22 protein-coding genes are annotated in these 24,499 nt (G+C 42.6%); 9 read left to right on the top strand and 13 right to left on the bottom strand.

The window, feature by feature from the left end:
* Positions 1-20: 20 nt before the first annotated feature.
* The 3 genes from R7O03_RS12670 to R7O03_RS12660 form a co-directional block, all read right to left on the bottom strand.
* Positions 21-212 (bottom strand): hypothetical protein, encoded by a 192-nt coding sequence (locus R7O03_RS12670; protein WP_005376351.1) that lies wholly within the window; start codon positions 210-212, stop codon positions 21-23.
* Between the two features lie 279 nt (positions 213-491).
* Entirely contained in the window at positions 492-1,511 is a 1,020-nt protein-coding gene (locus R7O03_RS12665) for a TerC/Alx family metal homeostasis membrane protein (protein ID WP_154204355.1), read from the bottom strand.
* 622 nt (positions 1,512-2,133) lie between these two features.
* Positions 2,134-3,876 (bottom strand): bifunctional UDP-sugar hydrolase/5'-nucleotidase, encoded by a 1,743-nt coding sequence (locus R7O03_RS12660; RefSeq protein WP_318131739.1) that lies wholly within the window; start codon positions 3,874-3,876, stop codon positions 2,134-2,136.
* Positions 3,877-4,144: 268 nt separating this feature from the next.
* Here R7O03_RS12660 and R7O03_RS12655 point away from each other — a divergent pair, with 268 nt between their 5' ends.
* The gene (locus tag R7O03_RS12655) at positions 4,145-5,779 is read left to right on the top strand and encodes an ATP-dependent endonuclease (protein WP_017634174.1); all 1,635 of its coding nucleotides are present in this window, start codon (positions 4,145-4,147) and stop codon (positions 5,777-5,779) included.
* Between the two features lie 153 nt (positions 5,780-5,932).
* On the opposite strand, the gene R7O03_RS12650 is transcribed toward R7O03_RS12655, so the two are convergent.
* The gene (locus R7O03_RS12650; protein ID WP_017634175.1) at positions 5,933-6,415 is read right to left on the bottom strand and encodes a DUF1097 domain-containing protein; all 483 of its coding nucleotides are present in this window, start codon (positions 6,413-6,415) and stop codon (positions 5,933-5,935) included.
* 228 nt (positions 6,416-6,643) lie between these two features.
* On the bottom strand, positions 6,644-7,549 hold the full coding sequence (locus R7O03_RS12645; RefSeq protein WP_005376369.1) for a LysR substrate-binding domain-containing protein: 906 nt from the start codon (positions 7,547-7,549) through the stop codon (positions 6,644-6,646).
* 301 nt (positions 7,550-7,850) lie between these two features.
* On the opposite strand from R7O03_RS12645, the gene focA reads away from it, so the two are divergent.
* Entirely contained in the window at positions 7,851-9,302 is a 1,452-nt protein-coding gene (focA, locus tag R7O03_RS12640) for a formate transporter FocA (RefSeq protein ID WP_318131738.1), read from the top strand.
* A gap of 137 nt (positions 9,303-9,439) precedes the next feature.
* Here focA and R7O03_RS12635 read toward each other — a convergent pair whose 3' ends face one another.
* The 3 genes from R7O03_RS12635 to R7O03_RS12625 form a co-directional block, all read right to left on the bottom strand.
* Positions 9,440-10,009, bottom strand: coding sequence for a YceI family protein (locus R7O03_RS12635; protein ID WP_017634178.1), 570 nt, complete (start codon positions 10,007-10,009; stop codon positions 9,440-9,442).
* Complete coding sequence (locus tag R7O03_RS12630) at positions 10,006-10,545, bottom strand: cytochrome b (protein WP_318131737.1); 540 nt, start codon at positions 10,543-10,545, stop codon at positions 10,006-10,008. Before R7O03_RS12630 ends, R7O03_RS12635 begins: the two co-directional genes overlap by 4 nt.
* 174 nt (positions 10,546-10,719) lie before the next feature.
* Positions 10,720-10,962: a DUF2164 domain-containing protein gene (locus R7O03_RS12625; protein ID WP_042520836.1), complete on the bottom strand. Its 243-nt coding sequence runs from the start codon at positions 10,960-10,962 to the stop codon at positions 10,720-10,722.
* A gap of 183 nt (positions 10,963-11,145) precedes the next feature.
* On the opposite strand from R7O03_RS12625, the gene R7O03_RS12620 reads away from it, so the two are divergent.
* The gene (locus R7O03_RS12620) at positions 11,146-11,778 is read left to right on the top strand and encodes a hypothetical protein (RefSeq protein ID WP_005376385.1); all 633 of its coding nucleotides are present in this window, start codon (positions 11,146-11,148) and stop codon (positions 11,776-11,778) included.
* Between the two features lie 187 nt (positions 11,779-11,965).
* The gene (locus R7O03_RS12615; protein WP_318131736.1) at positions 11,966-12,754 is read left to right on the top strand and encodes an EAL domain-containing protein; all 789 of its coding nucleotides are present in this window, start codon (positions 11,966-11,968) and stop codon (positions 12,752-12,754) included.
* A gap of 27 nt (positions 12,755-12,781) precedes the next feature.
* Here R7O03_RS12615 and R7O03_RS12610 read toward each other — a convergent pair whose 3' ends face one another.
* The 3 genes from R7O03_RS12610 to R7O03_RS12600 all read right to left on the bottom strand — a co-directional run bounded on the left by R7O03_RS12610 (position 12,782) and on the right by R7O03_RS12600 (position 14,966).
* Positions 12,782-14,041, bottom strand: coding sequence for a DEAD/DEAH box helicase (locus R7O03_RS12610; protein ID WP_005376383.1), 1,260 nt, complete (start codon positions 14,039-14,041; stop codon positions 12,782-12,784).
* A gap of 67 nt (positions 14,042-14,108) precedes the next feature.
* Positions 14,109-14,711, bottom strand: coding sequence for an ACP phosphodiesterase (locus R7O03_RS12605; protein WP_085569047.1), 603 nt, complete (start codon positions 14,709-14,711; stop codon positions 14,109-14,111).
* 81 nt (positions 14,712-14,792) lie between these two features.
* Positions 14,793-14,966: a hypothetical protein gene (locus R7O03_RS12600; protein WP_017820948.1), complete on the bottom strand. Its 174-nt coding sequence runs from the start codon at positions 14,964-14,966 to the stop codon at positions 14,793-14,795.
* 314 nt (positions 14,967-15,280) lie between these two features.
* On the opposite strand from R7O03_RS12600, the gene R7O03_RS12595 reads away from it, so the two are divergent.
* Positions 15,281-16,711, top strand: a complete 1,431-nt coding sequence (locus R7O03_RS12595) for a methyl-accepting chemotaxis protein (protein ID WP_025767793.1) — start codon at positions 15,281-15,283, stop codon at positions 16,709-16,711.
* Positions 16,712-17,141: 430 nt separating this feature from the next.
* Here the strand turns inward: R7O03_RS12595 and R7O03_RS12590 are convergent, their stop codons facing one another.
* Positions 17,142-17,810 carry an HAD-IA family hydrolase gene (locus tag R7O03_RS12590; protein WP_047103569.1) on the bottom strand — a complete coding sequence of 223 codons (669 nt, stop codon included), beginning with the start codon at positions 17,808-17,810 and terminating at the stop codon, positions 17,142-17,144.
* A gap of 194 nt (positions 17,811-18,004) precedes the next feature.
* Positions 18,005-18,514: a hypothetical protein gene (locus R7O03_RS12585; RefSeq protein WP_005376378.1), complete on the bottom strand. Its 510-nt coding sequence runs from the start codon at positions 18,512-18,514 to the stop codon at positions 18,005-18,007.
* Between the two features lie 145 nt (positions 18,515-18,659).
* On the opposite strand from R7O03_RS12585, the gene R7O03_RS12580 reads away from it, so the two are divergent.
* From R7O03_RS12580 to glgC, 4 genes are all read left to right on the top strand, one after another.
* Positions 18,660-19,130: a CreA family protein gene (locus R7O03_RS12580; RefSeq protein ID WP_005397614.1), complete on the top strand. Its 471-nt coding sequence runs from the start codon at positions 18,660-18,662 to the stop codon at positions 19,128-19,130.
* A 233-nt stretch (positions 19,131-19,363) separates the two neighbouring features.
* Positions 19,364-20,668, top strand: a complete 1,305-nt coding sequence (locus R7O03_RS12575; RefSeq protein ID WP_005376376.1) for an inosine/guanosine kinase — start codon at positions 19,364-19,366, stop codon at positions 20,666-20,668.
* Between the two features lie 236 nt (positions 20,669-20,904).
* Positions 20,905-22,653: a formate--tetrahydrofolate ligase gene (locus R7O03_RS12570; RefSeq protein WP_318131735.1), complete on the top strand. Its 1,749-nt coding sequence runs from the start codon at positions 20,905-20,907 to the stop codon at positions 22,651-22,653.
* A gap of 537 nt (positions 22,654-23,190) precedes the next feature.
* Positions 23,191-24,408: a glucose-1-phosphate adenylyltransferase gene (gene glgC, locus R7O03_RS12565; RefSeq protein ID WP_239938383.1), complete on the top strand. Its 1,218-nt coding sequence runs from the start codon at positions 23,191-23,193 to the stop codon at positions 24,406-24,408.
* Positions 24,409-24,499: the final 91 nt, after the last annotated feature.

Here is a 24,499-nt window from a genome sequence, read left to right as displayed (position 1 = left end):
TTTCTTACACTATTTCAATATTAACGGTACATACCGATGTCTTTTTGAATATGTGCTGACAAGTCTTCTGCGTAGTAACTGCGTGGCGCAGTGTTATCTACAAATAGAATGTCCAGTAAGTGAGCAATCAGTCCTTTGAAGTTAACCGCGTAGGTTTTCTTATCCATAGAGGTTGGTAAAGCTACATTTGTCATTTGCATTGCTTGTGCCATGATTGCCTCTCTTTAAAAGCAGTAGTCTGTTTAGTTGGTTGTATATTAGTCAGTTTCTTATTGTTTAAGAAATGACAAATTTTACCCATTCAAATTAGAATTTCTAATAAAACAAACTCATTACAAAACTCAAAAATACAAATGAATAATAACGGCATAAATAATCACAATTGCTGTAATTACATTGAATAACTGAACATTACCTGCATAATCGCCCCTTAATCAACAACATATATTTAACAATATTTTTCGTTATTTCTTTTGATTTTAGTGCTTACTTTATATTTTTTGATTAGTAATATTAACGCTAGTTTGACGCTTCGCTTTATTTTTTAGGAGTGATGCCACCACTGCCGATGTCATCACAACAACTAAAAATGTGAGAGACCATGTTGTCGGAATCTCATATTCTGTTCCAACCAATAGCATTTTTACCCCGATAAACATCATGATTACTGATAATGCTGGTTTTAAGTACACAAACTTGTCTAACATTGCTTGAAGAACAAAGTACAGCGATCGCAAACCCAATAATGCAAATACGTTCGCGGCTAAGACTAAAAATGGCTCTCGCGTTACCGCGAATATAGCTGGTATAGAATCCAACGCAAACATAACGTCCATTACTGCAATGACACCGACAACGATCAGCATCGGTGTTGCCACCCACTTACCAGTTTGCTTTAAGATTAAGTAATTTCCTTGGTAGTCATCTGTAACTGGCAATACCTTTCGAATCAACTGCTCAGGATATGGATTAACCTCTTCTGCTTCGCCTTTGTCGCGAGCTAACTTAACACCCGTCCAAATAAGGAAAGCAGCAAATAAGTACAATACCCAGTGATACTGTGCAAGTAACTGAGCACCAACCGCAATCATGACAGCGCGTAAAACTAGCGCACCTATCACCCCCCAAAGCAATGCTCTCGGACGCAAGTGCTCCGGCACACTGTATTGTGCAAAGATGATGGCAAACACAAACAAGTTATCCACGCTTAGCGACTTCTCTAGTAAGTAACCAGTTAAGAATGAAATCGTTGCTTTGTCGTTCGTATAAGCGCTATGTGGCGCGTAAAAGTCCCAGAATAAATAAATAGAACCTGCAAAAACAAAGGCAAGCAAGAACCAAAAAACACTCCAAACGATGGCTTTTTTCATCGTGATAATGCCACCACGTGTTTGATAGATATCAAGCGTAACAAGAACAAGGGTAAATAAACCAAAAGCACCATACATCGCTAATGATTCTTGAAGAGGCACCGATTGGCTCAATTGGGTGGTATTTTCGATAAGAGACATATTTCCTCCCATGGCGGAAGGACTTCGTTTGGTGACCTTCCGCAGACAATAACAACCAACAGCCACATAACGATTATGTGCTGCTAGTCAATGAATGCGTTGGTCTCGTTGAAGTGTTGACGTGAATGAACCACGTAACACCTTTACTTACCGGATAAGCTGATGCTTAACGAGATGACGATAAGTAAACTTGCGCTAACTACTCCCCAAACGCCGACATAATAACGCCGAGCGTCAGGCTTTCCAACAAAAAAGCCTTGTCTTATCGAAATAAAATTCTTATCAAAAATCAGGAAGCACTATAAAAAGAAAGAAATGGATTCAACCACCTGAACTTTAGTAAACAGACAAAAAGCAGCAAATGGCTGAAGACAAACTCTTCATTGGTTAGAGCCCTAACGGGGAAGATAGATACAAAAAAGGAGCATTACTGCTCCCTTTTGTAGCATCCACATTCTTAGCAATTCAAAAGCCGCTTAGAGGCACAAAGTAGACCAGTGTTGACCAAATTGCGATCCAGGCAACCACGACTGCCGTATCTGCCCAATCTTTATTCCACATACTGCCATCCTCATCAACCCATGTAGTAAGTGGAGAGCAGCAAAATCAATACCAGTATCTATTATCGACGTCGCTTTGTGTAAAGTTTGTGACTTTGATTCAAACAGTTTGGCTCATCGGTCAGGAGTTCAATAAAACAATCAGCCATGGACAAACTGGTCACACGCCCTTCTCCTTTCATCTCCTGCAATGCGTCGTACCCCTCTTTCCCTTTCATCGTATAGGCAGAAGAAGTCCCTCGATACCAAACATCATCTTGAACACCAACCCATTGTTTGCCATCAAAAATCACTAATGATTGAACTCTTTCACCTTTTGGGGCATCTGCGTGGTACTCGAAGTTTAAATTGTAAGTGTACGGATAACTGCCAGATCCAGTGCCTTCTACGCCATTGTTGAGTGCATTATTTATCGCGCCTTCAAGTGCACGGCGAATAGCGCTGCCTTTTACATCGTAAAAGCCGATAGGAACGGCAAAAGGCAACAGCCGTCCGGCAATGTCTGCCACTGTAATGTTGCCAGGGTTCAAAGAGGTTCGCACGCCACCCGCATTATGAATTGCAAATTGAACGTCATATCCACGTTTGTTTAAACAGTGCAGAAATGATCGGGCAACGGAGGAAGCCAACTCACTCTCACCAAATTCATCGGGAATTCTCACATGACGCTTTTTGGTGTCAACACTAGCAATGACTTGTGACTGTAACTGCCTGACCTGAGGAATATATTTATCGCTCAGGATCGCTTGAGTTTCCGGGTGTTTCTTACAAACCACGACATTCGGTTGACCATGGATGAAGTCGCACGCGGTTTCGAATACACCTTGGTCGAGCTGTTGGTTTAGCGTCGAGTCCCAAAAAATACGTCGACCAAGCAACAGTTCATTTTGTCCACTCAACATCGTTGCTTTACCGTGTTCATCAAACTCAATGACGCAGTGCCCCATTGTCAAAGCATGGAAACCCGCTTGCACCACATAGGTATCATTAATTTTGATACCGTAGGGATCGTCTTGTCCTAACCCTATTGATGAAAAATCACCTTGCAACCGGTGGCTGTGTCCACCAACAATTATACCAATACCTGCGACTTGCTCAGCTAACTCTAAATCACCTTCATAACCTAAGTGGCTCAGAAGAATAATATTTTTTATACCTGATGAATGGATTTGTTTTACGGTCGCCTTGGCGGTTTCAATTGCTGAGTGAAAAGGCGTGTCTGCATCAGGGTTTGCGATGTCGCTCATTTTATCTATGGATAATCCGAAAATCGCGACCCGCTCACCATGGAATTCTTTAACAATGTATTGAGCGCTCTGTGTATCCGGTTGGTAACTATATACATCCTTGCAATCACTGATACGGTGAATTTTTTTAAGTGATTCATTGGATAAATCCCAGTTGCCAGCAAGCAATGGGAACTGAGTACGTTGGCAAAACAATGCAACTGGCTCATTCCCCATATCTAATTCATGGTTACCTAACGCCATTGCATCAATCTTTAATGCGTTCAATAAGTCGGCATTGGCTTTGCCTTTAAATAGTGAGAAATACAGCGTGCCTTGGAAGCAATCTCCGGCATGGAGGAACAACATCCCATGACCTTGGCGCTGAGCATCATCTCTTAACTGCTCGACTCTGGTTGCGATACGAGAAAAGCCGCCAGCACTGACATAGGGTTCTAGCGTGAGTTCATTGTTTATCTTAAGCTTTAACTGTAATGACGTTGGTTCAAAGTAGGAATGTGTGTCATTGATGTGTGCCAGTTTGATTCTCACTGGCTTATGATTGTTATTCATCTTCATCTTCTCTTTTTTCATTCCTTATAATAATAAGAAGTGAATCATGACAGAATCATGAATTTTATGAAACTGCGATTTAGGATTTCATGTTTAAGTGATCACGATGCTGTCCCCCAGCTTTGAAAGCAAGCCTCGCTTGTAACGGTCTCTATTCAGTAAGAGGCTCTCGTAATTTTGTGAACTGAGCTTAACTCAAAAATTCCGAATTCATATATGCTTAGGAGTAGCAAAATAACTCTCGATAATTCAAATAATTGCAAGGAGGATTGAGATGAGACTAGAACGCATCGAAATCTCCGGGTTTAGAGGCATCAAACGCCTTTCACTCTCTTTTGACGAACTCACCACGCTTATCGGTGAAAACACGTGGGGCAAATCATCATTGCTCGATGCCCTTTCCATCGCACTACCTGCCAATGGCTCATTGTATCAATTCAAACTGAAAGATTTTCACGTTGACTACTCAATTTCTCATCCACAAACACAACACTTACAGATCATTGTTTGTTTTAAAGCACAGGATAAAAACGAAGTAAAAGCGGGACGCTACAGACGCATAAAGCCTACATGGTGCACCAACGAAGATGGTGAGCAAGTCATTTACTATCGTATTAGTGCGTCTCGCGATGAGCACGGCATTAATACAAAGTACGCGTTTTTGGATCATAACGGCAAACCCAAAAAACTTCACCACTCAGAGAAACTCGCTATTGAGTTAATGACACTTCATCCTGTAATCCGACTACGTGACTCCCGACGCTTCCCAGATTTAAACCATGTCAACGGCGATGGTAAAAATGCTCGGATTGAAAAACGAATCAACAACACCTGTCGACGCTTATTGGCTATGCCTGGCCATGTGAATAAAGGTGAGATTCGTAGTAGCCTCGACTCAATGCAAACGCTTGTTGAACACTATTTCGCGTTCAGAAGTGTCAGTAAAGGCAACCCACGCAAACCTCGTGATGGTCTTTTCTATACAAGCCCTTCCTCTGATAAAGGCTTGAGTCAGTTCTTGAAAGAAACCAATGACAAACAAAGCCGCTTGCTTTTAATGGGGTTACTCAATGCCTATCTTCAAGCTAAGGGTCCCACCGATTTAAGGCGCTGCGCGAGACCAATACTGATTATTGAAGATCCAGAAGGTCGACTGCATCCAACTCATCTAGCGAGAGCGTGGTCCTTATTGCAATTGTTGCCAATGCAAAAGATATTAACCACCAACAGTGGCACGTTACTCGGTTCTGTTCCACTGTATTCAATTCGACGTTTAATTCGGCTATCAGACAGAACCATCGCTAAGAGTTTAAACTCAACAAAGTTTGGTCGAGATGAGTTGCGCCGAATTGGTTTCCATATTCGTTTTCATCGTTCAGGAGCATTATTTGCGCGGTGCTGGTTACTTGTTGAGGGCGAAACCGAAGTTTGGCTTTTTCATGAACTGGCTCGTCAATGCGGGTATGACTTGGCTGCCGAAGGGGTTCAAATCGTTGAGTTTGCTCAATCAGGTCTAAAATCACTCATCAAAGTAGCAAAAGAGTTTGGTATTGATTGGCATGTCGTTACCGATGGCGACCCAGCAGGGAAAAAGTACGCGCATGCAGTGCGAGCACAGCTCGACCATGATCAGGAAAGGCATCGACTTACGGAGTTACCCGACCGAGACATCGAGCACTTTCTGTACAACAATGGTTTTGAACTTTTCTTTAAGGACATCATCAAAGTTCCTCATGACCACCCTATCCCTGCTAAAAAAGTCGTAAATCGTGTTTTGAAAAAACATGCAAAACCGGACTTAGCTTTGGCTATTGTTTCTCATTGTGAAGAGAAAGGCATGGAATGTATTCCTGTACTTCTGCGCTGGACACTTAAACGCGTTGTTACCATGGCCAACGGCAATACATGAGTTAGGCGTATTTCACACTCAGCGTATTGTCTTGTAATACAAAAAAAGCACACCAATTTGGTGTGCTTGTATCAAACATCATTAATTTTGATTAAGGGTATTGAGAGGGATAAAACTCAATACACAGTGGATACCAATAAGATCGGGGGTTCACTACTGTGCTTGCTCAGCAAGCGAAGATGAAGTAGCGGTTGATTTCGTATGCAACCATAGCCCTGTCGCTTTCATTAGATAGCCAAACACACCACCTAGCAACAACGATGGAATAACAAGTTGCCAGTTTCCATCAGCCGCAAATGTTGCGCATGAACCAATAAAAGTACCAGGGATGTACGCGAGCCAAGCCTGTTTAGCTTGAATACACATGAAGAATGCCACAATAGCGGTAATCACATAGCCAATAATTTCCAACCCAACGTAAGTGGAACCGTGAATAATTACCATTGCCCAGAATACGCCTGTCATATTGGTGATTAAGCTGATGCCTAGTCCTTTCAATCCGCTCGTTGGCGCTGCAAAGTAGCTAGTGCAACCTAAAAAACCAGCCCAAGAAAGCAAACCTAAAGAGATGGCGATCCAACCCCATACGCCAGATAAAATTCCAGTAGTGATAGAAATAGCTAAAAGTGTCGTCATGGTAGTCACACCTACTCGGCTATTATCGTACCTATATGGTTCAATAACTGCCTTCATACATTGAAATCAAGGACACATGTTAGATACATCAGCTCAGCTTATCGGTGATATTGATCACAATAAGATATTATTATTTTCACAATTTACATTAAAAGTTTGACGCAAACGATAAATCAACAGATTTGGGGAATAAACCCAACTCATCTCGTAGGCATGTTTAATCAACCTTTAAAGAACTGAAGGCTTCCCTTTCATCATTCGCAGCCCCTCTCTTTTAATGCAGTCGACTAATGGGTTTTCTGCCATATCTGAGCGCCATATAAATGAAAGCGTCCTTTCCATTTTTAACTCAGGTACATTTAATGCCACAAGATGACCTGCTTCTATATATCGCTCTACATCTAAATACGGTAAGCAAGTAAGGTACTGACCATTAGCAACTAAACTACGTAACACCGGAACGTGTTCATACTCGCGCCACACATCCAAATCTTCAATAAGGTGGTGAATGGAACTATCAAATGTTTTTCGTGTGCCAGAGCCATGCTCTCTTAGTACCCACTTCGCTTGCTCTAACTGCGCAAGGCTAACAGACTGATTACGCGCAAAAGGATGATGAGAAGCTGCGACAACAGTAAGATGATCACGACACCATACTTCTTGGTGTAAACGGTTATCATCACAGCGCCCTTCAATAATCCCTAAGTCATACTTGTAATCTAATACCCCATCAATCACCCCTTTTGTACTTTGTACACCGAGGGAAATACGCATTTCTGGAAAGTCATTATCAATGATACTGATAAGGTCGGGAACTAAGTGCTCTGCTGGGGTTTGACTCGCTCCCATACGAATCTCACCACTCAATAAATGTTGCTCATAGAAGCCCATTTCAATCTGCAATGCATCTTGTAGCAAGCGTTTTGCTTTTGGTCGTAACCACATCCCCCAATGGGTTAACGCCATTTGCTTGCCTTGCCTCTCAAACAACGGCCTGCCAAGCATCTTCTCTAATTGCGCAAGCGACATACTCGTCGCTGATTGTGTTAAAGCCAATTTTTCTGCGGCTTGGCTTACACTGCCGGTATCTGCAACTGCGTCGAAAACCGCTAATTGCTTAAGTGAGTAGCGCAAAGTGTCCTCCATTATTAGTGGGTATTTCCCAATCCCCACAATTGTTAAAGCATGCCCCAATAAGCAATAGAGTTCATTTTACCTAGCCCCGTAAAGTTATCAATTAATTTGATGAGGTTTCTAAATATTATCAATTTTACCTTACTAACCGTTCTCCCTATTCTGAGTACGCGGTTCGGGAACACCGCAAGCCTCAATGGTTTTGAAACCGAAGTCATTGAGGCTCTTAATAAAAACAACAATTTCATTTTTGAGTTAATAACCAAGGATTTTTTATGCGATTACAAATTAAGGAGTCAATATGGCGGTGACCAGTTCTCAAAATCACCAGTATTTTTCTCCAAAAGAGATGATGGTTGAAGCGGAAAAATTTGCGTTAAGTAAGGCAAACAAAACCAGCAGTATGACATTAAGCCTCGCCATTATGGCCGGCGCGTTCATCGGGTTAGCATTCTTGTTTTACATCACGGTGACCACCGGCAGTACGGGCGCTGGTTGGGGCTTGAGCCGCCTAGCTGGTGGACTCGCATTTAGCATGGGATTGATCCTCATCGTGATCTGCGGTGGTGAATTATTTACCAGCTCCGTCCTATCCAGTATTTCTTGGGCCAATAAGCAAATCTCGTTCGGTAAGATGCTTTCGATCTGGGGCAAAGTTTACGTTGGTAACTTTATTGGTGCGATGTTCCTACTTGCGCTGGTTACTGCTGCTGGTCTTTATCAGATGGATGGCGGTCAATGGGGATTAAATGCGCTTAACATCGCACAACACAAACTTCACCACACTCTTATTCAAGCGTTTGCACTCGGTATTCTCTGTAACCTGTTGGTCTGCCTAGCGATTTGGCTGACATTTAGTTCTGCAAATGCAATGACAAAAGCAGCAATGACAATTTTGCCTGTGGCAATGTTTGTCAGCAGCGGTTTTGAGCACTGTGTTGCGAACATGTTTATGGTTCCACTTGGTATTGTTATCGCTAATTTTGCACCTGAATCTTTTTGGGCATCTGTCGGTGTGCCTGCGTCACAATACGCAGACCTAAACATTAGCCACTTTATTACCGCTAACTTAATTCCTGTCACGCTTGGCAACATCGTCGGCGGAGCTGTATTAGTTGGCCTTTCAAACTGGTGTATTTTTCGCCGACCAGAACTAAAAGCAGCGAATATTTCTTCTATCACTACAACTACAACACTGTCGTCAGTTAAGGATTTCACCATGAAAAATGCCTCTTTTGTTAAAGACATTATGAACCCAAAACCAGTCACCATTCGTGCAGAAACGCCAATTGCAGCCGCTCTGGATGTGTTACTTGATAATCACGTAACGAGCGCACCTGTGGTCGATGTACATGATCGCCTAGTTGGCTTTTTCTCTGCTCACGATGTAATGGTAGAACTATGGTGTGAAGACTATATTCCGGTGAAAGAACAAAAAGTTGTCGACATCATGAGCAGAGATGTGGTCGCAATTGACGCTGATGATCGCCTCGTTGATGTTGTGGAGTTCCTATGTATCGATAAAGAGCAGTTGTACCCAGCGAGCAGTATGGGTATTGCCACTCGCTTGACGTCTTTGTCTCTCGAAGAACGCGCTAAAAGTATCAAAGTAAGTAAGCCACAAGTGCTTCCTGTGCTTGAAAATGGGCAGATGGTCGGGGTGGTTACTCGTACTGAAGTATTAAAAGCACTACGCCCGATTTTTGGTGAGCGTTTAAACCTAGTGGAAAAAAGCGAGTTAGAAACAGCGTAATTCGCTAAACATTTACAACGTCTATTGGCTTTCAATCGCTATCACTGACGGGTTTATCGATGTTAGTGATGTGATTAAGATAATAAAAAAGCGCTCTTCAAGTGAAGAGCGCTTTTAGTGTATCTAAAAGGAACTGATTACTTCTTAATACCTTCGATATGAAGTTCCATATCGACGTAGCTTGAAGCACCCATTACTGGGATGTCAAAGTCAGCAAGCTCTAGGCGAGTGTTGCCAACAAAGCCAGCGCGCTCGCCACCCCATGGGTCACTGCCAGCACCAACGAATTCAGCCTCTATAGTAATAGGCTTAGTAACACCGTGTAGCGTTAGATCACCAGTTACATCTAGTTTGCCATTGCCTTTATCAACCACTTTTGTGCTCGTAAAGGTTGCTTCACTGTATTTACCAGCATCGATGAAGTCACCACTACGAATGTGTTTGTCACGTTCAGCATGGTTTGAATCTAGGCTGGTTGTATCAACAACAACATTTACTTTTGAGTCAGCAATGTTGTTTTCATCAAAAGAAAAGTCACCAGAAAATGTATTGAAACGACCTTTGATGAAACTGTAACCCAAGTGGCTAACTTTAAAGTTGATTGAAGCGTGAGCACCTTTGGTATCGATGACATAATCTGCAGCTTGCGCACCAAATGGCAGTGCCATAGCGATAGCTAATCCTGTAGCGAAAAGTGACTTTTTCATTTTGAAGCTCCTAACATTTTTCTTAATGTGTTGTCTTTATCGATAAAGTGGTGTTTTAGTGCAGCAATAGCATGTAAACCTGCAATCAGGATGACTGCCCAAGCTGCATAGAAGTGAATCTCACCTGCAATATCTGATTGGCCTGGGAATAACTCTCCCGCTCCTGGCACGGTGAACCAATTAAACACTTCGATGCCGCGTCCATCAGACGTTGAAATGAGGTAACCTGAAACAAAGATGGTGACCAATAGTAGGTACATGACACCATGCGCTGCTTTAGCAGCAAGCACTTCGTAACGTTCGCCTTCTACCTTTGGTGACGCCGTCACATGTTTCCATACGATGCGTGCCAAAGTTAAAATAGCGAGTAAAATACCGACAGAGCGATGGTAATGCGGCGCAGTTCGATACCATTCGCTGTAATAGCTAAGGTCGACCATCCACAAACCCACTGCAAATAGACCAATAATGCACAGCGCTGATAACCAATGCATCACGCGTGCAGTAAGGTTGTAATTCTTTACCAGTGTATCCATCTCAAGTTCCTAGATATATTCCTAAGTTAATGCTGAGCAAGAAACACTACATTAACCTATTTACGTCATATGAAACAGATTATTTACCATCATTTACATCCAGCCAATGGTACCGTATCTATCAAGTTGTTCGAATTTTTTGAAGGAACTTTAAATCGTTTGTAAAACTGAAACTTACAGCTTAATTTCTTGTTCTATCTCATACAGCTCTTCGGAAACTTCTAACATTCTGCGTTCAACCAGTAACTTAGCATCTTCAACACCCTTGTTATAATAAATTGGCCCTAGTTTTTCTGTAATAAAATCAATTAGAAACTCACTATCGAACTGGCCAATTTCAACATCTAGCTCGTCTTGCATGTAATCTTGAATGGCGGTGGCCAACGCCTCTTTTTGTGCGCGTTCTAGCTTTATCATTTTTTCCCTTTCAAATTTTTGTTCAACTTCTGCTTCTTTCGTGTTGTTCTATTAAAGATTAGACACGGTCATTTGTGAGAAATTTGGTGTTTAGATCAAGAAGTTGCCGAAGTAAATTAGTCTATTCTCAAAAGACTATGCTAACCTTTTGCAGTTCGTTTTGTAATTATTAAGGGATATTCTTTGCTACTCGACCTAGTTATTCAAAGTGTTAATGATTTTCAAGACGACTGTCTTAAGCTGTGTGAAAAGCATTACCCTGCGGTGCATAACCAAGGCATGAGTGAGCATCATCTTGGTCTCGCGTTTTCAAGAAGGATGGAACATACTTTTCGTCACTTTGGATACAACTGCGTGATAAAGCCAATCGAAGTGTTGGATTCTCCAGACCTTCCCCATCACTATCGAATTTCATCCGACATCGGCACTGTCTGGGTTCTGAGTCACCATATGGTCAGTGCCGGAAAATCTTGCCGGGAAAACTTACTCTCATCAATTACGGAATGGCAGAGTGAATATGGCTATGCCTTACAGCCTAATGACCTACTCTTTTTGGTTTGTGATCATTGGATAAGTCGCAGCAAAACGAGCCGAGAATTGCTTCATTGGTGGATGGGGGAACTACCCGATCAGATCAACGAATACACAGAACAAGGAATCACACTGTACACCAGCGAGTCGCAACTCACGCAATCGTTGGACACTCGATTCGGTATTAGCCCTTGTTACATTAAGTTTGGGCATCCTTTACGGCGTTCGAACAAACAGCAGTTAGTCAGAAAATATTTGCAGTTGTATGCCGTACTGCAATGGTAGCATCAAATTGAAGTGCTGAGATTATCAATTATTTCATCAATTTGTTTGATATCACTCGACAAAACTACCCATCCATTACCATCGTTCTTGCTTGAGTTAATGAGCACACTTAGATTCATTGCCAATGAAATAGAAAAATTAGCGCGATAACGCTGATGTTGAGACATTGATTTAGGTTGTGGTAACAATGATGAACATCTCGCAACTACTTAGTTGCATCCGGAAAGAAGCCGACGGGCAGTATATTGCGAAATACGCGAACTTCACTCTCCGCAGTGTCTTTCAACCCATATATAAGAACGATATTTCCATCGTTGGCCTTGAAGCACTGGTAAGAATTAGCAATGCCAATGGCACCATGGTTAGGCCAGATCAGTTTTTCCAATCCAAAGCGAATCCCACTCAAGATTTGCTCAATGTTGAACGCTTAAGTCGCCTAATCCATATCAAAAATTTCTCTCAGTCTCGCTTTCACACAAAACAATTGTTTCTCAATGTATTACCGGTAGCGGCAGAGATACTAGTCAAAGACATCACTTATAACCGACTGCTAAAACAAACCATTTATGAATCGCATTTGATGAATGAACAAATCGTCATGGAGTTACTTGAATTGAAGGTGGAGGATGAACTCTCTTTGTCTCAAGCTGCTCGGGAGTTAAGTCTTGAAGGATTTAAATTAGCGATTGACGATTATGGCGTCAATGCATCGACAACTGAGCGAGTGAGAAGCGTTTGCCCAGATATAATCAAGATGGATCGCTCTTTATTGCTAAGGTATGAAAACGGTGATTTTAAAGCGCTTAACGATGCATTATCACTCGCAAAAGCGTTATGCTCTAAAACCGTTATCGAAGGAATTGAAACCGAGCATCAACTTCGCTTAATGAAAAAGCTCGGTTTCGATATGTATCAAGGGTACCTACTTGCTATCCCCCAAACGTTAGACGTCTATGAAGAGGCAAAAACAGCCTGATTATGTAAGAACAAAAGTTTGCGCGGTTTAGCGAGAGCTACGTGATTTACCACGATTCTTATGAATCGCCAATTTTGCTTTTAGCTTACGCTTCTCTGATGAACGACTACGACGGCGCCCACCCCCATTTTGTTCAGGCTCAACTTCTTCTACAAGACTTGGTTCGAAACCTGCCAGCCATTCTTGGGGTAAGCGTTGATCAAGCAGGTTCTCGATAGCTTGCAACAAGTACTCCTCATCTCTACTCATCAGAGAAACCGCCAAACCTGACTTTCCTGCTCTTCCAGTGCGGCCAATTCGATGGACATAATCTTCTGCTTTGAATGGCATATCAAAGTTCACGACTTGTTCTAGCTCTTGAATATCTAACCCTCGTGCTGCCACATCGGTTGCAATCAAAGCACGTACCTTACCTTGTTTAAATTCATCCAAAGCTCTTTGGCGGGCACCCTGTGATTTATCACCGTTGATAGAAACCGCTTTGATGCCATCTAACTTGAGCTCTTTCGCTAACTCATCACTGCCTTGCTTCGTTTTTGTAAATACAAGCACTTGCTGCCAATTCCGCGAGCCAATTAAGTACGCTAGCAGTTCACGTTTCCGTTTTTTATCCACTGGATAAACCATTTGTGTTACCGTTTCAGCAGTCGTGTTTGCTGGTGAAACTTCGACTTCAACTGGCGATTCCATGAGTTTATACGCAATAGTTTTGATTCGCTTCTCAAATGTCGCAGAGAACAATAGGATCTGTTTCTCAGCAGGCAAACGTCGGAAGATGCGCTGCAAGTCAGGCCAAAATCCCATATCTAACATACGGTCGGCTTCGTCTAACACGAGCATACCGGTTTTAGAGATGTTTACGTTACCATTAAACAGGTGATCCAAAAGGCGGCCTGGCGTGGCAATCAAAATATCAGCGCCCTCTTCTAACTTTCTCTTTTGTACGCCAATGCTTGTACCACCATAAACACACACAATGCGAAGTTCTGTTTCTGCCGAGTACTGATTCAAATTATCAAATACCTGCTGTGCAAGCTCGCGTGTTGGAACCAAAATCAATGCTTGAGGTGTGCCGTTAAGTTTCTTTTGCTGAACGGTTTGTATGATAGGTAAACCAAACGCAGCCGTTTTTCCCGTACCAGTTTGTGCAGCAGCAAGTAAGTTTTTTCCTGCAAGGACGTGTGGAATTGACTTTTCTTGCACTGGTGTTGGCGTCACGATATTTAGATTGCCTAGCGTCTCGATTAGCTTTTGTTCGATGCCTAAATCAGCAAAATTAACAGACATGTGTAACCTCATTATTTTTGGAGCGCAGAGTTTACCAGAGCCCCTAAAGCCATACTACTTTTCTATCTCATTGAGTTGAGTCATTAAGCTGTTGCTGAAAGTCATACGACTGGCGCAAAACATCTCGATAAAGTGACGAGAACTTCTCTTCTAATTCGGTGTAATCACTTTCAATCACTTTAAATGTTGTGGTTAAGTCTGCCATTCTAGGGCTTCTTTGCGACATCCGATGTAGTGCAAATTCTATATTGTCTAGATCTTGATAGGATTGAAGCCATCGGCCATGCCACATTCTGCTGTGGAGCACCAAAAAACGTGGCGGCAAATGTTCATGAACCTCTCGGTTTACTCGCTCGTATGCCGTTTGGACAAAGTGTTCGAGAGGCACGGAATGAAAGTCGTTCCAGTGTTTTGCGAGGCAATGATCCCAAAACATATCCAAAGCGATAGGTGCAAAACGTCTCGCAATACCAGTGAAATGAGGCTTACATTCGTTGACGATTGGATGATGGTCAGTAATACGGTCAACAAATCTATGTAATCTGATACCATTTGAGATATCGCGATCATACAGCTTGCTTGGATCTCCTTTTACGAAGTCTCCAAGCAAGTTTCCCAATAAATGGCTGTTACTGTGATCTGCGATATGCAGGTGGGCTAGAAAGTTCATTCGACGCCAGTTTTGGCCTCTAGGGCTTGGTGTGACATGAACCTAGTATAACGTCAATTACGACGAGATGAGAGTGTTCCGCTATTCGGCTTCGTTGTCTGAGCCAACGTATTCCGACAAGATAATGCCAATTTCAAGCGCATCTAGCAGCTCTAGGCTCTCATCGTTTTGGTATTGGTCGCTCATTGTGACCTCCTTTATTTTAAGCTCTCTTGCTTTTACTTGCTGACGGCCTGGCTCTTGCCATATCCACATCAGCAACTCCTTTTTATAGTCTTTATATGACACATTCATGACAGCGAGAAGTAAAGATTTAAAAACCTATGAGCATAATCAAAAGTAAACGATTGCAATTAGATTTCATATCCGCTTAACACTTTAGAGAAATGACTCTTTTATCAACATTCATGTCAATTTAAAGATATAACATACTGTTATAGGCGTCCTTAGATCTCATTTCTTAAACTAAATTTAGTATTCGTTACATATTTTGCTGATTAACTTCGCATATTTTGTTTCGATATAGCAATAGATTTGGTCAATATCTTTTATCTCTAATGGAGCTTTAAATGAGAGAAGTTGAGTTTAGAACGATAGACAGGCTGTTTATCAAGATGTCTATCAACGACAAAATGTGGGTTATATTCCTACTGTTTTTAGTAGCCCTCACTTCAGTGGCTGGAAGCCGCTACTTCAATGAAATACAACAATTTGAGCAGCAAGCCATCTCGGCGAGCGAAGCGAAGCTTTCTGGTATCGTTGATGCTCAATCAAACCGCGCTACAGAAATTGACGGCGTATCGAAATCGAACCGCGTAAGCGAGAGTTCTTTTGTCGATGGGTCTGTCACCGCTTATGCCAAGTTGCATTCTGGAGAAGTGATTAAGCTGACTCAAAATGTGTCCACACAATACGAATCGGTAAAATCATCAGCTCTATCGTCACTATTACTCAGCTTCTTATGGGTTATTCCTTTTGCCCTATTCTCTTACTGGGTGGCAACGTTTATCGGAGGAGCTCTGTGGGTTTTATATACAACAACCGAAAAAATTGGTGACGGTGACTTAACCTCTCGTCTTGGTTTTCACCCTGGTCGAGATGAATTCGGTACCATCGGCTGTGCGCTAGACAAGTCTATGGATACCTTAAGTGAACTGGTTAATAGTGTTAAAAATAATGCAACGATGTTGAGCGAGACATCTTCTGCATTCGAAAAAGATATGCAGTTGAGTGAAACCCAGATATCTCATCAATATCAAACGCTTGATTCAGTCGCGACGGCAATGGAAGAAATGACAGCCTCTGCAAAGGAGGTATCAAGTATTTCTCAACAAGCAACGACGCAGTCAGACCAAGATGCCCAGAAGATCGAACTAAGCAGAAGCCGTGTACAAAACGTGATTGGCGAGATAGAGACGTTATCTAGCTATATTGAACAAGCCTCTACGTCAGTAACCAATTTAAACGAGAATACGACGCAGATTAATGACGTGATCACAACGATTAACGCCATTTCAGAACAAACTAATCTGTTGGCACTAAACGCAGCAATCGAAGCAGCCCGTGCTGGTGAACAAGGTCGTGGATTTGCAGTGGTTGCCGATGAAGTACGTACATTAGCAAGCAGAACTCAACAGGCAACAGTAGAGATCCAAGCCATGATTGAGAAGCTTCAAATAGAGAGTCAGAACATTGCTTCAATCACCAACCGAACCGTTCAGCAAGCTCAAACCAGCAGCCAGCTTATTGATGAAATCGGCCATGATGTTACCTCTATTGCCGAGTCAGCACGCTCATTAATGGACATGAGCATTCAGATTTCCACATCTGCTGAAGAACAAAGCGCAGTGGCTAACGATATTGCATCGGAACTTTCAGAAATTCGCAGTCAATCAAGCACAATCAGAGAAGTGGCGGAGCAATCTACCGCTGGCGTCGCTAATCTCACGCAAGCCTCCGTTTCTCTTGGTGAGATATTACAACGCTACCGCACCGCATAACGTTGTGAGGCTTATGATCAACAAGGGCTCCTTAAGGAGCCCTTTTCTTTAGACCGTGTTCAACTATTACCTTCGATATTTTCTACGACATCCAAGTGGATATTTGAAGTGAATCTCAAGTTCTCGCTGTACCGGATGAAATAATGTTCTTAAACAAAGCGTTCCGCTATGCTTGATCTTGCCAATTCCAATTTGCTGCTGGAAAACAATATGAATAATTACAAAGACACAAAAGACATAGAGAACCTGAATTGCCCACTCTGCCAAGGAGATGAATATCTCATTTCATCGGATGGCGAGAAATTCACATGCGCTGCTTGCGGATTTCATACAAAAAACTTCTCATCTATCCAATGTCTACATCAAACGCCTTACCTACAGTCTAAACTTAAGCACATCCACAGCTTAAGTCCGGTTTGCCATTAATAGGTCAAACAGAGCAGCCACACAGCTGCTCTTTTAATTCATCTAAATGATGGATGCGAATTACACGCTCGTCATCAACACGATTGATAGCTTCACCATTAAATAACTGCACCGTTTTGATACCGGCGTTTAGTCCCGCCTCAACTCCTTTAGGAGTGTCATCAATATAAAGACAGTCACTTGGTAAAAAGCCCATGCTCATAGCACTGTACATGATTAAATCGGGCTCAGGCTTCCAACTATTCGCATCGAATGCCGAGAACACTTTCCCTCGGAAAGCATCGAGTAAACCGGTTAACTCCAAAGCGTATTCAATTTTATCTTTAGGTCCATTAGACGCCACACAATATTCGATATTATGCGAATCCAAAAACTGAATTAATCGTTTTGCGCCATCCATCGGCTGTAAGTGACGCACAAAAAGAGACTGGACTTCTTCTCGGTATTGCGGCTCTAAAACATCAATTGGGACTTTGATATCTTTCAATTCTTTAGTATCTAAAAGGATGTCAGCGAGCTTTCCTCCTTTAAAGTGAGAAACGCACTCTTCCATCGTTAACTCAGCCCCATGCTGGTTAAATACATTGACGAGCGCTTGGCAACACAGTCTTTCGCTGTCGACCAACGTACCATCACAGTCAAATATCACGCACTTAATATTGGTAATTGCCATAGCCATCTCCAGACGTCTTAAAGGCTCAAGCCCAAGCGATTTTAAGAATGTTTGGATTAATCTTATTTGAGTTTGGGATTGTTGAAACGACGAGCTTGGCATTTCATGGAAATAGAAGGGAGCAATTACAGTTTTTCTAAGCAAGATCACCCAACGTCATCTTGCTTTACTTTTTATGCACATTGATGTGTAAGTTAGTTTTCGATAACCACTGAGTCTAACAGTTTTTGCTCGGTGCTTAGTCTTTTAGCCAGATCAGCCACAAACGAGCTTTTGTATTTTGATTCAGAAACAGCAACATCAGAGATGAGTGTATTTCCTTCGAGATGGCTAACAATAGCAGCACCAATTGGGACTCCAGATTTAAAACCAACATATAATTCAAAATCTGGCGTGAGGATAATCTGTGTCAGATATTCAATGATCATATCTTTATCATACTGCTGTTCCCAGCGCTGAGATTGCAAGATAGAGAACATAATGGTCAGTCGATGAAAATCGACCAGAAAAATATCGTCGGGGTTAAATTCAGAGTCACTTTCCAGTAGTGTGTCTTTGTCGACTACTTGATACGTTGCTTTTTCTAGCGTTTTGAAATAGACATCGCGCCCTTTCAAACTCTCTGGTGTCGGAAATTCAACTTCGACCAGATCATACAGCCATGTATTTTTACGCTCGATACTGGCTAACTGTTGTTCATTCATCTTGATACCTTCGTTTAGAGCAGTACATTAGCATGAAGCCCGCAACAAACCTAGCGCACATAGACCTTTCCGTGGCTAAATTTTGTTTTAGGTGCAAACCTCTGATAGATTTCATCAATATCTTTCCTAGTTAAGGACAAAAATAATGAAAAAGATGCTGTTAAGTGCATTGCTTGCTACTACTCTAGTTGGTTGTTCAGATAACGATGTTGCTGACGTGGGGCTCGGTTGGTTTACTTTGAAAGACATCAAAGTCGGTGAGTTGAAAGACGAGGTGGTAACAGGTGTCACATGTCACATCGCCTCTATCGAAGCGGATTTCAGCTTAGCAGATCCAAGTGATAGCTCAATATCATGTCGTCAGACTGGCGAAATCACACCGGAAATGATTGCAAAAATAGATAAGAGTAAGTCCGGTGAAATTGTATTTAAGAAGTCAAAAAGCATTTTCTTCAAAACAATGAAGGTTCGCCGTATTTATGATGCCGATAACCAAACCTTACTCTACTTGTCTTATACAACAAAAGAGACCGATGGTAGTTTTAAGCATAGCCTTTCGACAGTCCCACTTTGGGGTACCAAGGCTTACGTTGAGCCAACTGAAGTGAAAAAGTAACGCGGGTAAATTTAGTTAGCGCGGAGCTGGCTCTTTCCGGGCGCTGCTGAGCAACAAGTTTAAAAAACAACCCATTGCAATACGACAAGCGTCATAAATTGCAGCTGCTTTGGTTGCTATTTACTCAGCTCGCTGATTTTTTCAGCGAGCAGACTTCTTTGTAATAAATCGCCACGATTTTCATTTTTTTGTGATACAATCCCGCCTCTTTTTTTTCTCACTCAAGAACAAGCATGAAGTTTCCTGGTCAGCGTAAATCTAAACACTACTTCCCAACTCACGCTCGAGATCCATTAGTAAACCAAATCCGACAGGCACCTAAGCTATATCGCCCAACTATTGTTGGTGTCGGTCAAACCATTGTAGATATCGAAGCACGTGTAGATGACGCGTTTTTAGAGAAATACAACCTGAGTAAAGGACATTCGCTCGTTCTTGAAGAAAGCAAAGCAGATGCACTTTACGAAGAACTGGTTGAGCAAGGCCTGATCACACACCAATACCCAGGTGACACGATTGGCAATACTCTTCACAACTACTCAGTTTTAGCCGATAGCAAATCCGTTTTGCTCGGTGTGATGTCTAAGAACATTCAAGTCGGTTCTTTTGCTTATCGCTACCTTTGCCGTACGTCTTCACGCATGAACCTTAACCATTTACAAACGGTAGATGGCCCTATTGGTCGCTGCTACACCCTAATTTCTCAAGACGGTGAGCGTACATTTGCTATCAACGAAGGTCATATGAATCAACTACTTCCGGAAAGCATTCCTGAAGAGATCTTTGAGAAAGCATCAGCCCTGGTTGTTTCTTCTTACCTAATGCGTGGTAAAGAAGAAGATCCAATGCCTAAAGCGGTACAAAGAGCGATCGACTTTGCTAAGAAGCACGATGTCCCTGTTGTACTTACGTTAGGGACAAAGTACGTTATCGAAGGTAACGCACAGTGGTGGCAAGAATACATTCGCGAAAACATTTCTGTTGTCGCGATGAATGAAGAAGAAGGTGCGGCGCTAACAGGTGAAACAGAGCCGCTAGCTGCTGCTGATAAAGCACTTGAATGGGTTGATCTCGTACTGTGTACGGCAGGACCAAATGGTCTGTACATGGCTGGTTACACCGACGAGAAAGTAAAACGAGAAACCACACACGACATCCTTGAAAGCTCCCTCGAAGCCTTTAACCAGTACGAGTTTAGTCGTGCGATGCGTAAAGAAGACTGTCAAAACCCAATGAAGGTCTACTCTCACATCGGCCCTTACCTTGGTGGACCATTAGAGATTAAGAACACTAATGGTGCAGGTGATGCAGCCCTTTCAGCCTTACTGCATGACATGGCAGCAAACTCTTTCCACCAAAAAGAAGTGCCTAACTCAGAAAAGCACGAAGTACGATGCTTAACCTACTCCTCGCTTTCTCAGATCTGTAAATACGCAAACCGAGTAAGCTATGAAGTGTTGACGCAGCACTCTCCTCGCCTATCGCGAGCGCTTCCTGAACGAGAAGATAGCTTAGAAGAGACTTATTGGGATCGTTAAAACGACAGCTTTAAAGCTGAAAATATATCAAGGTCACCATTTGGTGGCCTTTTTGTTTTTATCTAGCACTGTAACGAGTAGATTTTGTTAGTATGTCGCACAATACGAAGCAGTAAACTCTTTACAAGCCTAACCGAAACAGTACCATCACCAAGCAGACCTTTGCCTCACAATAATACTCGTTATAACTCAGTTAGTTTTTCAACGCTACCTGTGTGCCACTTTGGGGATTCTCCATGCAGTCAGATATCGAAATTTGCCGAAACACACCACTTTCTTCTATTGATGTTATCGCGGAAAAAGTAGGACTATCACCCGAAGAGTATGACACTCACGGAAAGCACAAAGCCAAAGTCCACCCAAAATGTTTGGAACGACTCAAAGCAAATGATGACGGTAAACTTGTACTCGTCACTGCGATCACGCCGACTCCTCTTGGCGAAGGAAAAACCGTTACGACGATAGGCTTGGCGCAAGGTTTAGCAAAGCTTAATCAATCTGTTATTGCATGTATAAGGCAACCTTCGATGGGACCCGTCTTCGGTATTAAAGGTGGCGCTGCGGGCGGCGGTTATTCTCAAGTAGCTCCAATGGAAGAGTTAAACTTACACCTTACTGGTGACATTCACGCAGTGACAGCGGCGCACAACCTTGCTTCAGCCGCTCTTGACGCTCGCTTGTTCCATGAACAACGCGAGGGTTATGATGCCTTTGAATCACGCACCGGGTTAAGAGCACTTAAAATCGACACGGCCAGTATTACTTGGAAACGAGTGATGGACCATAATGATCGTGCACTACGTAAAGTCAAAATTGGCCTCAATGATGCAGGAAAAACCATCAATGGTTTCGAGCGTGACGAAGGGTTCGATATTTCAGCCGCTTCTGAGTTAATGGCTATCATTGCACTAGCCAAAGATTTAAAAGATTTACGTCAACGTATTGGGAAAGTTGTCGTAGCGTACGATTTGAACGGAAACCCCGTCACTACGGAAGATCTACAAGTTGCAGGAGCAATGGCAGTAACACTAAAAGAGGCGATTGCACCAACACTGATGCAAACTCTAGAAGGTGTTCCTACGTTGATCCATGCAGGTCCATTTGCAAACATCGCCCATGGAAATTCATCCATTATCGCGGACGATATTGCGCTAAAACTATCAGGTTACACGGTAACTGAAGCCGGTTTTGGTTCGGATATGGGATTTGAGAAAGCGTGTAACATTAAAGCTGCTGCCGCCAACAAAGCTCCAGACTGTGTAGTGATTGTAGCAACATTACGCGGCCTCAAAGCGAATTCTGGACACTACGATTTACGGCCAGGTATGGCTATTCCAGATTCCATTTTTAATCCGGACCAAGCAGCATTGGAGGCTGGGTTTGAAAATTTAAAATGGCACATAAATAACGTTCATAAATACGGTTTACCTGCTGTCGTTGCCATTAACCAGTTTCCACAAGATTGTGTGAAAGAGCTTAAAGCTCTTGAAGATCTAATTCACCAATTTAATCCCGAAGTTAAAGTAGCCATCAGCACCGCTTTTTCGCAAGGCGGACAAGGCGCAACGGAACTAGCTCAACATGTTATTGATGCGTGTAACACGCCTGTAGAGTTTTGTCCGTTATACAACAAAGAGCAATCATTACTCGAAAAGCTCATGGCAGTATGTGAAGCGGGCTATGGAGCAACCAATATAGAAATGACTCCTATCGCGACTGAACAGCTCAAACATTTTGAGCAATTAGGCTTTAACAACTTAGCGGTTTGCATCGCGAAGACACCACTATCGATAACCACAGACTCCGCAGTCAAAGGCGCACCAACTGGTTTTACCGTCCCAATCCGTGAGCTGCGCTTGTGTGCGGGCGCAGGGTTCGTTTATGCATTATCTGGTACCGTGATGACGATGCCAGGCTTACCTGATAAACCCGCATTTATGAACTTAGATCTTGATGATGAAGGAAATATCGTCGGTCTCTCTTAGTGCAGTGATAACGTATCGCTATCAGTGAAGTGAACATCTTCATTGAGTGAGTGGTCTACTTACCTATCCACTCACTCTCAACAACTGTGAAAAGAGTTGTCTCAGGCCTTCTACTCTTGAATCGTTGATACAAAGCTCTCCTGCCTTACATCAACGCGCCTGTTTTAGACCTTTAGAGTTAAAACGCTAACCCTAAGCCTTGTTTAGCCATGGTTATTAAGCTAGAAAACCCTATTTATCTTCTTGTTTTGTCGCCACTTTACATTGTAAATCCATACTTGTTGACTTCTCCTTTCTACAATTTTGCGCCAATTTGATGCACGGGCTATTTAGCACTTCACTAATATGGTGCAGTTGTCTTACAGTGAAATTTTAACCTCCTTGATTTTTAAGGAGATATTCTATGGCTCGATTCTTGTAGTAGACTTTTCACTAATAAGCACATTAGCACATGCTTTTCAAAACCTCTGCGTTGCATACCACCTCCTTCAGGTTAGCACCGTTTTGATGCATGTCAGAAAAGGGAAAGGGAATACTATGGAAGACGCACTCGCCGTAATTTTAGCAGGAGGGATGGGGTCTAGACTCAGCCCACTCACCGATGACAGAACCAAGCCAGCCGTACCTTTTGGCGGAAAATATAGAATTATAGATTTCACACTAACCAATTGTTTACATTCGGGTTTACGCAAGATCCTTGTTTTAACCCAATATAAATCTCATTCACTTCAAAAACACTTACGAGACGGCTGGTCGATATTCAATCCAGAGCTAGGCGAGTACATTACTGCTGTTCCACCACAAATGCGCAAAGGTGGTGCATGGTATGAAGGAACCGCCGATGCGATTTATCACAACATGTGGTTGCTATCGCGAAATGATGCAAAGTATGTGGTTGTGTTATCCGGCGATCATATCTATAGAATGGACTACGCCGCAATGCTTGAAGAGCATAAAGAGAAAGGTGCTAAGCTCACCGTTGCCTGTATGGATGTTCCCGTAGAGGATGCTTCAGCATTCGGTGTAATGGGCACCGCAGGAAACGGGCTCGTTACTTCGTTTATAGAGAAACCTGAAACCCCTCCTACTCTTCCTGGAAGCACGACCAGAAGCCTCGTTTCTATGGGAATATATATCTTTGATATGGATGTTTTGAAAGAAGCGCTTGAAGAAGACTCAAAACTCGATTCATCAAGCCATGACTTCGGAAAAGACATCATACCTAAGCTGATTGATACCGAATCCGTTTACGCCTATCAATTCTGTGGCAGTAAAGGGCGCGTCGATAAAGATTGCTATTGGCGCGACGTGGGTACCATTGATTCCTTCTATGAAGCGAATATGGATCTACTAGAACCTGTGCCGCCAATGAACCTTTATCAGTCTAATTGGGCGATTCGTACTTACGAGCCGCAGTTTCCACCAGCTCGTACCGTTTCTTCTGCTACAGGCAATGAAGGTATTTTTATTAACTCCATCATTGCTACCGGTGTCATCAATTCCGGAGGCTCGGTACAGCACTCCATTATTTCTTCTAATGTACGCATTCAAGATAGTGCAACGGTAGTCGATTCCATCATTTTTGATGACGTAGAAGTCGGTGAAGGAAGTCAGTTGGTCAACTGCATAGTTGATAAACATGTTCGTATTCCGCCACATACTCAAATTGGCATCAACAAACTTGAAGATGCGAAGCGATTTAAAATCTCAGACAAAGGTATTGTCGTCATACCCGAAAGTTACCAATTCGATTAAACGACAAACTATCACAGTAAATTACCACCTTCTAAAGAAGGTGGCTTTGTGTGAGCCCCCTAAAAGGGGGCCTTTGTTTAGTCCAGCGCCA

Origin of the sequence: Vibrio sp. Vb2960, assembly GCF_033337665.1 — a bacterium.
GTDB classification, from domain to species: domain Bacteria; phylum Pseudomonadota; class Gammaproteobacteria; order Enterobacterales; family Vibrionaceae; genus Vibrio; species Vibrio alginolyticus.
This window is presented reverse-complemented; position numbering and strand designations above follow the sequence as displayed.

Excerpts from the sequence above, each read along its gene's own strand:
- R7O03_RS12670 (WP_005376351.1), bottom strand. The coding sequence starts at position 212 with ATGGCACAAGCAATGCAAATGACAAATGTAGCTTTACCAACCTCTATG.
- R7O03_RS12665 (WP_154204355.1), bottom strand. The coding sequence starts at position 1,511 with ATGTCTCTTATCGAAAATACCACCCAATTGAGCCAATCGGTGCCTCTT.
- R7O03_RS12660 (WP_318131739.1), bottom strand. The coding sequence starts at position 3,876 with ATGAAGATGAATAACAATCATAAGCCAGTGAGAATCAAACTGGCACAC.
- R7O03_RS12655 (WP_017634174.1), top strand. The coding sequence starts at position 4,145 with ATGAGACTAGAACGCATCGAAATCTCCGGGTTTAGAGGCATCAAACGC.
- R7O03_RS12650 (WP_017634175.1), bottom strand. The coding sequence starts at position 6,415 with ATGACGACACTTTTAGCTATTTCTATCACTACTGGAATTTTATCTGGC.
- focA (WP_318131738.1), top strand. The coding sequence starts at position 7,851 with ATGGCGGTGACCAGTTCTCAAAATCACCAGTATTTTTCTCCAAAAGAG.
- R7O03_RS12635 (WP_017634178.1), bottom strand. The coding sequence starts at position 10,009 with ATGAAAAAGTCACTTTTCGCTACAGGATTAGCTATCGCTATGGCACTG.
- R7O03_RS12630 (WP_318131737.1), bottom strand. The coding sequence starts at position 10,545 with ATGGATACACTGGTAAAGAATTACAACCTTACTGCACGCGTGATGCAT.
- R7O03_RS12625 (WP_042520836.1), bottom strand. The coding sequence starts at position 10,962 with ATGATAAAGCTAGAACGCGCACAAAAAGAGGCGTTGGCCACCGCCATT.
- R7O03_RS12615 (WP_318131736.1), top strand. The coding sequence starts at position 11,966 with ATGATGAACATCTCGCAACTACTTAGTTGCATCCGGAAAGAAGCCGAC.
- R7O03_RS12610 (WP_005376383.1), bottom strand. The coding sequence starts at position 14,041 with ATGTCTGTTAATTTTGCTGATTTAGGCATCGAACAAAAGCTAATCGAG.
- R7O03_RS12605 (WP_085569047.1), bottom strand. The coding sequence starts at position 14,711 with ATGAACTTTCTAGCCCACCTGCATATCGCAGATCACAGTAACAGCCAT.
- R7O03_RS12600 (WP_017820948.1), bottom strand. The coding sequence starts at position 14,966 with ATGTGGATATGGCAAGAGCCAGGCCGTCAGCAAGTAAAAGCAAGAGAG.
- R7O03_RS12595 (WP_025767793.1), top strand. The coding sequence starts at position 15,281 with ATGAGAGAAGTTGAGTTTAGAACGATAGACAGGCTGTTTATCAAGATG.
- R7O03_RS12590 (WP_047103569.1), bottom strand. The coding sequence starts at position 17,810 with ATGGCAATTACCAATATTAAGTGCGTGATATTTGACTGTGATGGTACG.
- R7O03_RS12585 (WP_005376378.1), bottom strand. The coding sequence starts at position 18,514 with ATGAATGAACAACAGTTAGCCAGTATCGAGCGTAAAAATACATGGCTG.
- R7O03_RS12580 (WP_005397614.1), top strand. The coding sequence starts at position 18,660 with ATGAAAAAGATGCTGTTAAGTGCATTGCTTGCTACTACTCTAGTTGGT.
- R7O03_RS12575 (WP_005376376.1), top strand. The coding sequence starts at position 19,364 with ATGAAGTTTCCTGGTCAGCGTAAATCTAAACACTACTTCCCAACTCAC.
- R7O03_RS12570 (WP_318131735.1), top strand. The coding sequence starts at position 20,905 with ATGCAGTCAGATATCGAAATTTGCCGAAACACACCACTTTCTTCTATT.
- glgC (WP_239938383.1), top strand. The coding sequence starts at position 23,191 with ATGGAAGACGCACTCGCCGTAATTTTAGCAGGAGGGATGGGGTCTAGA.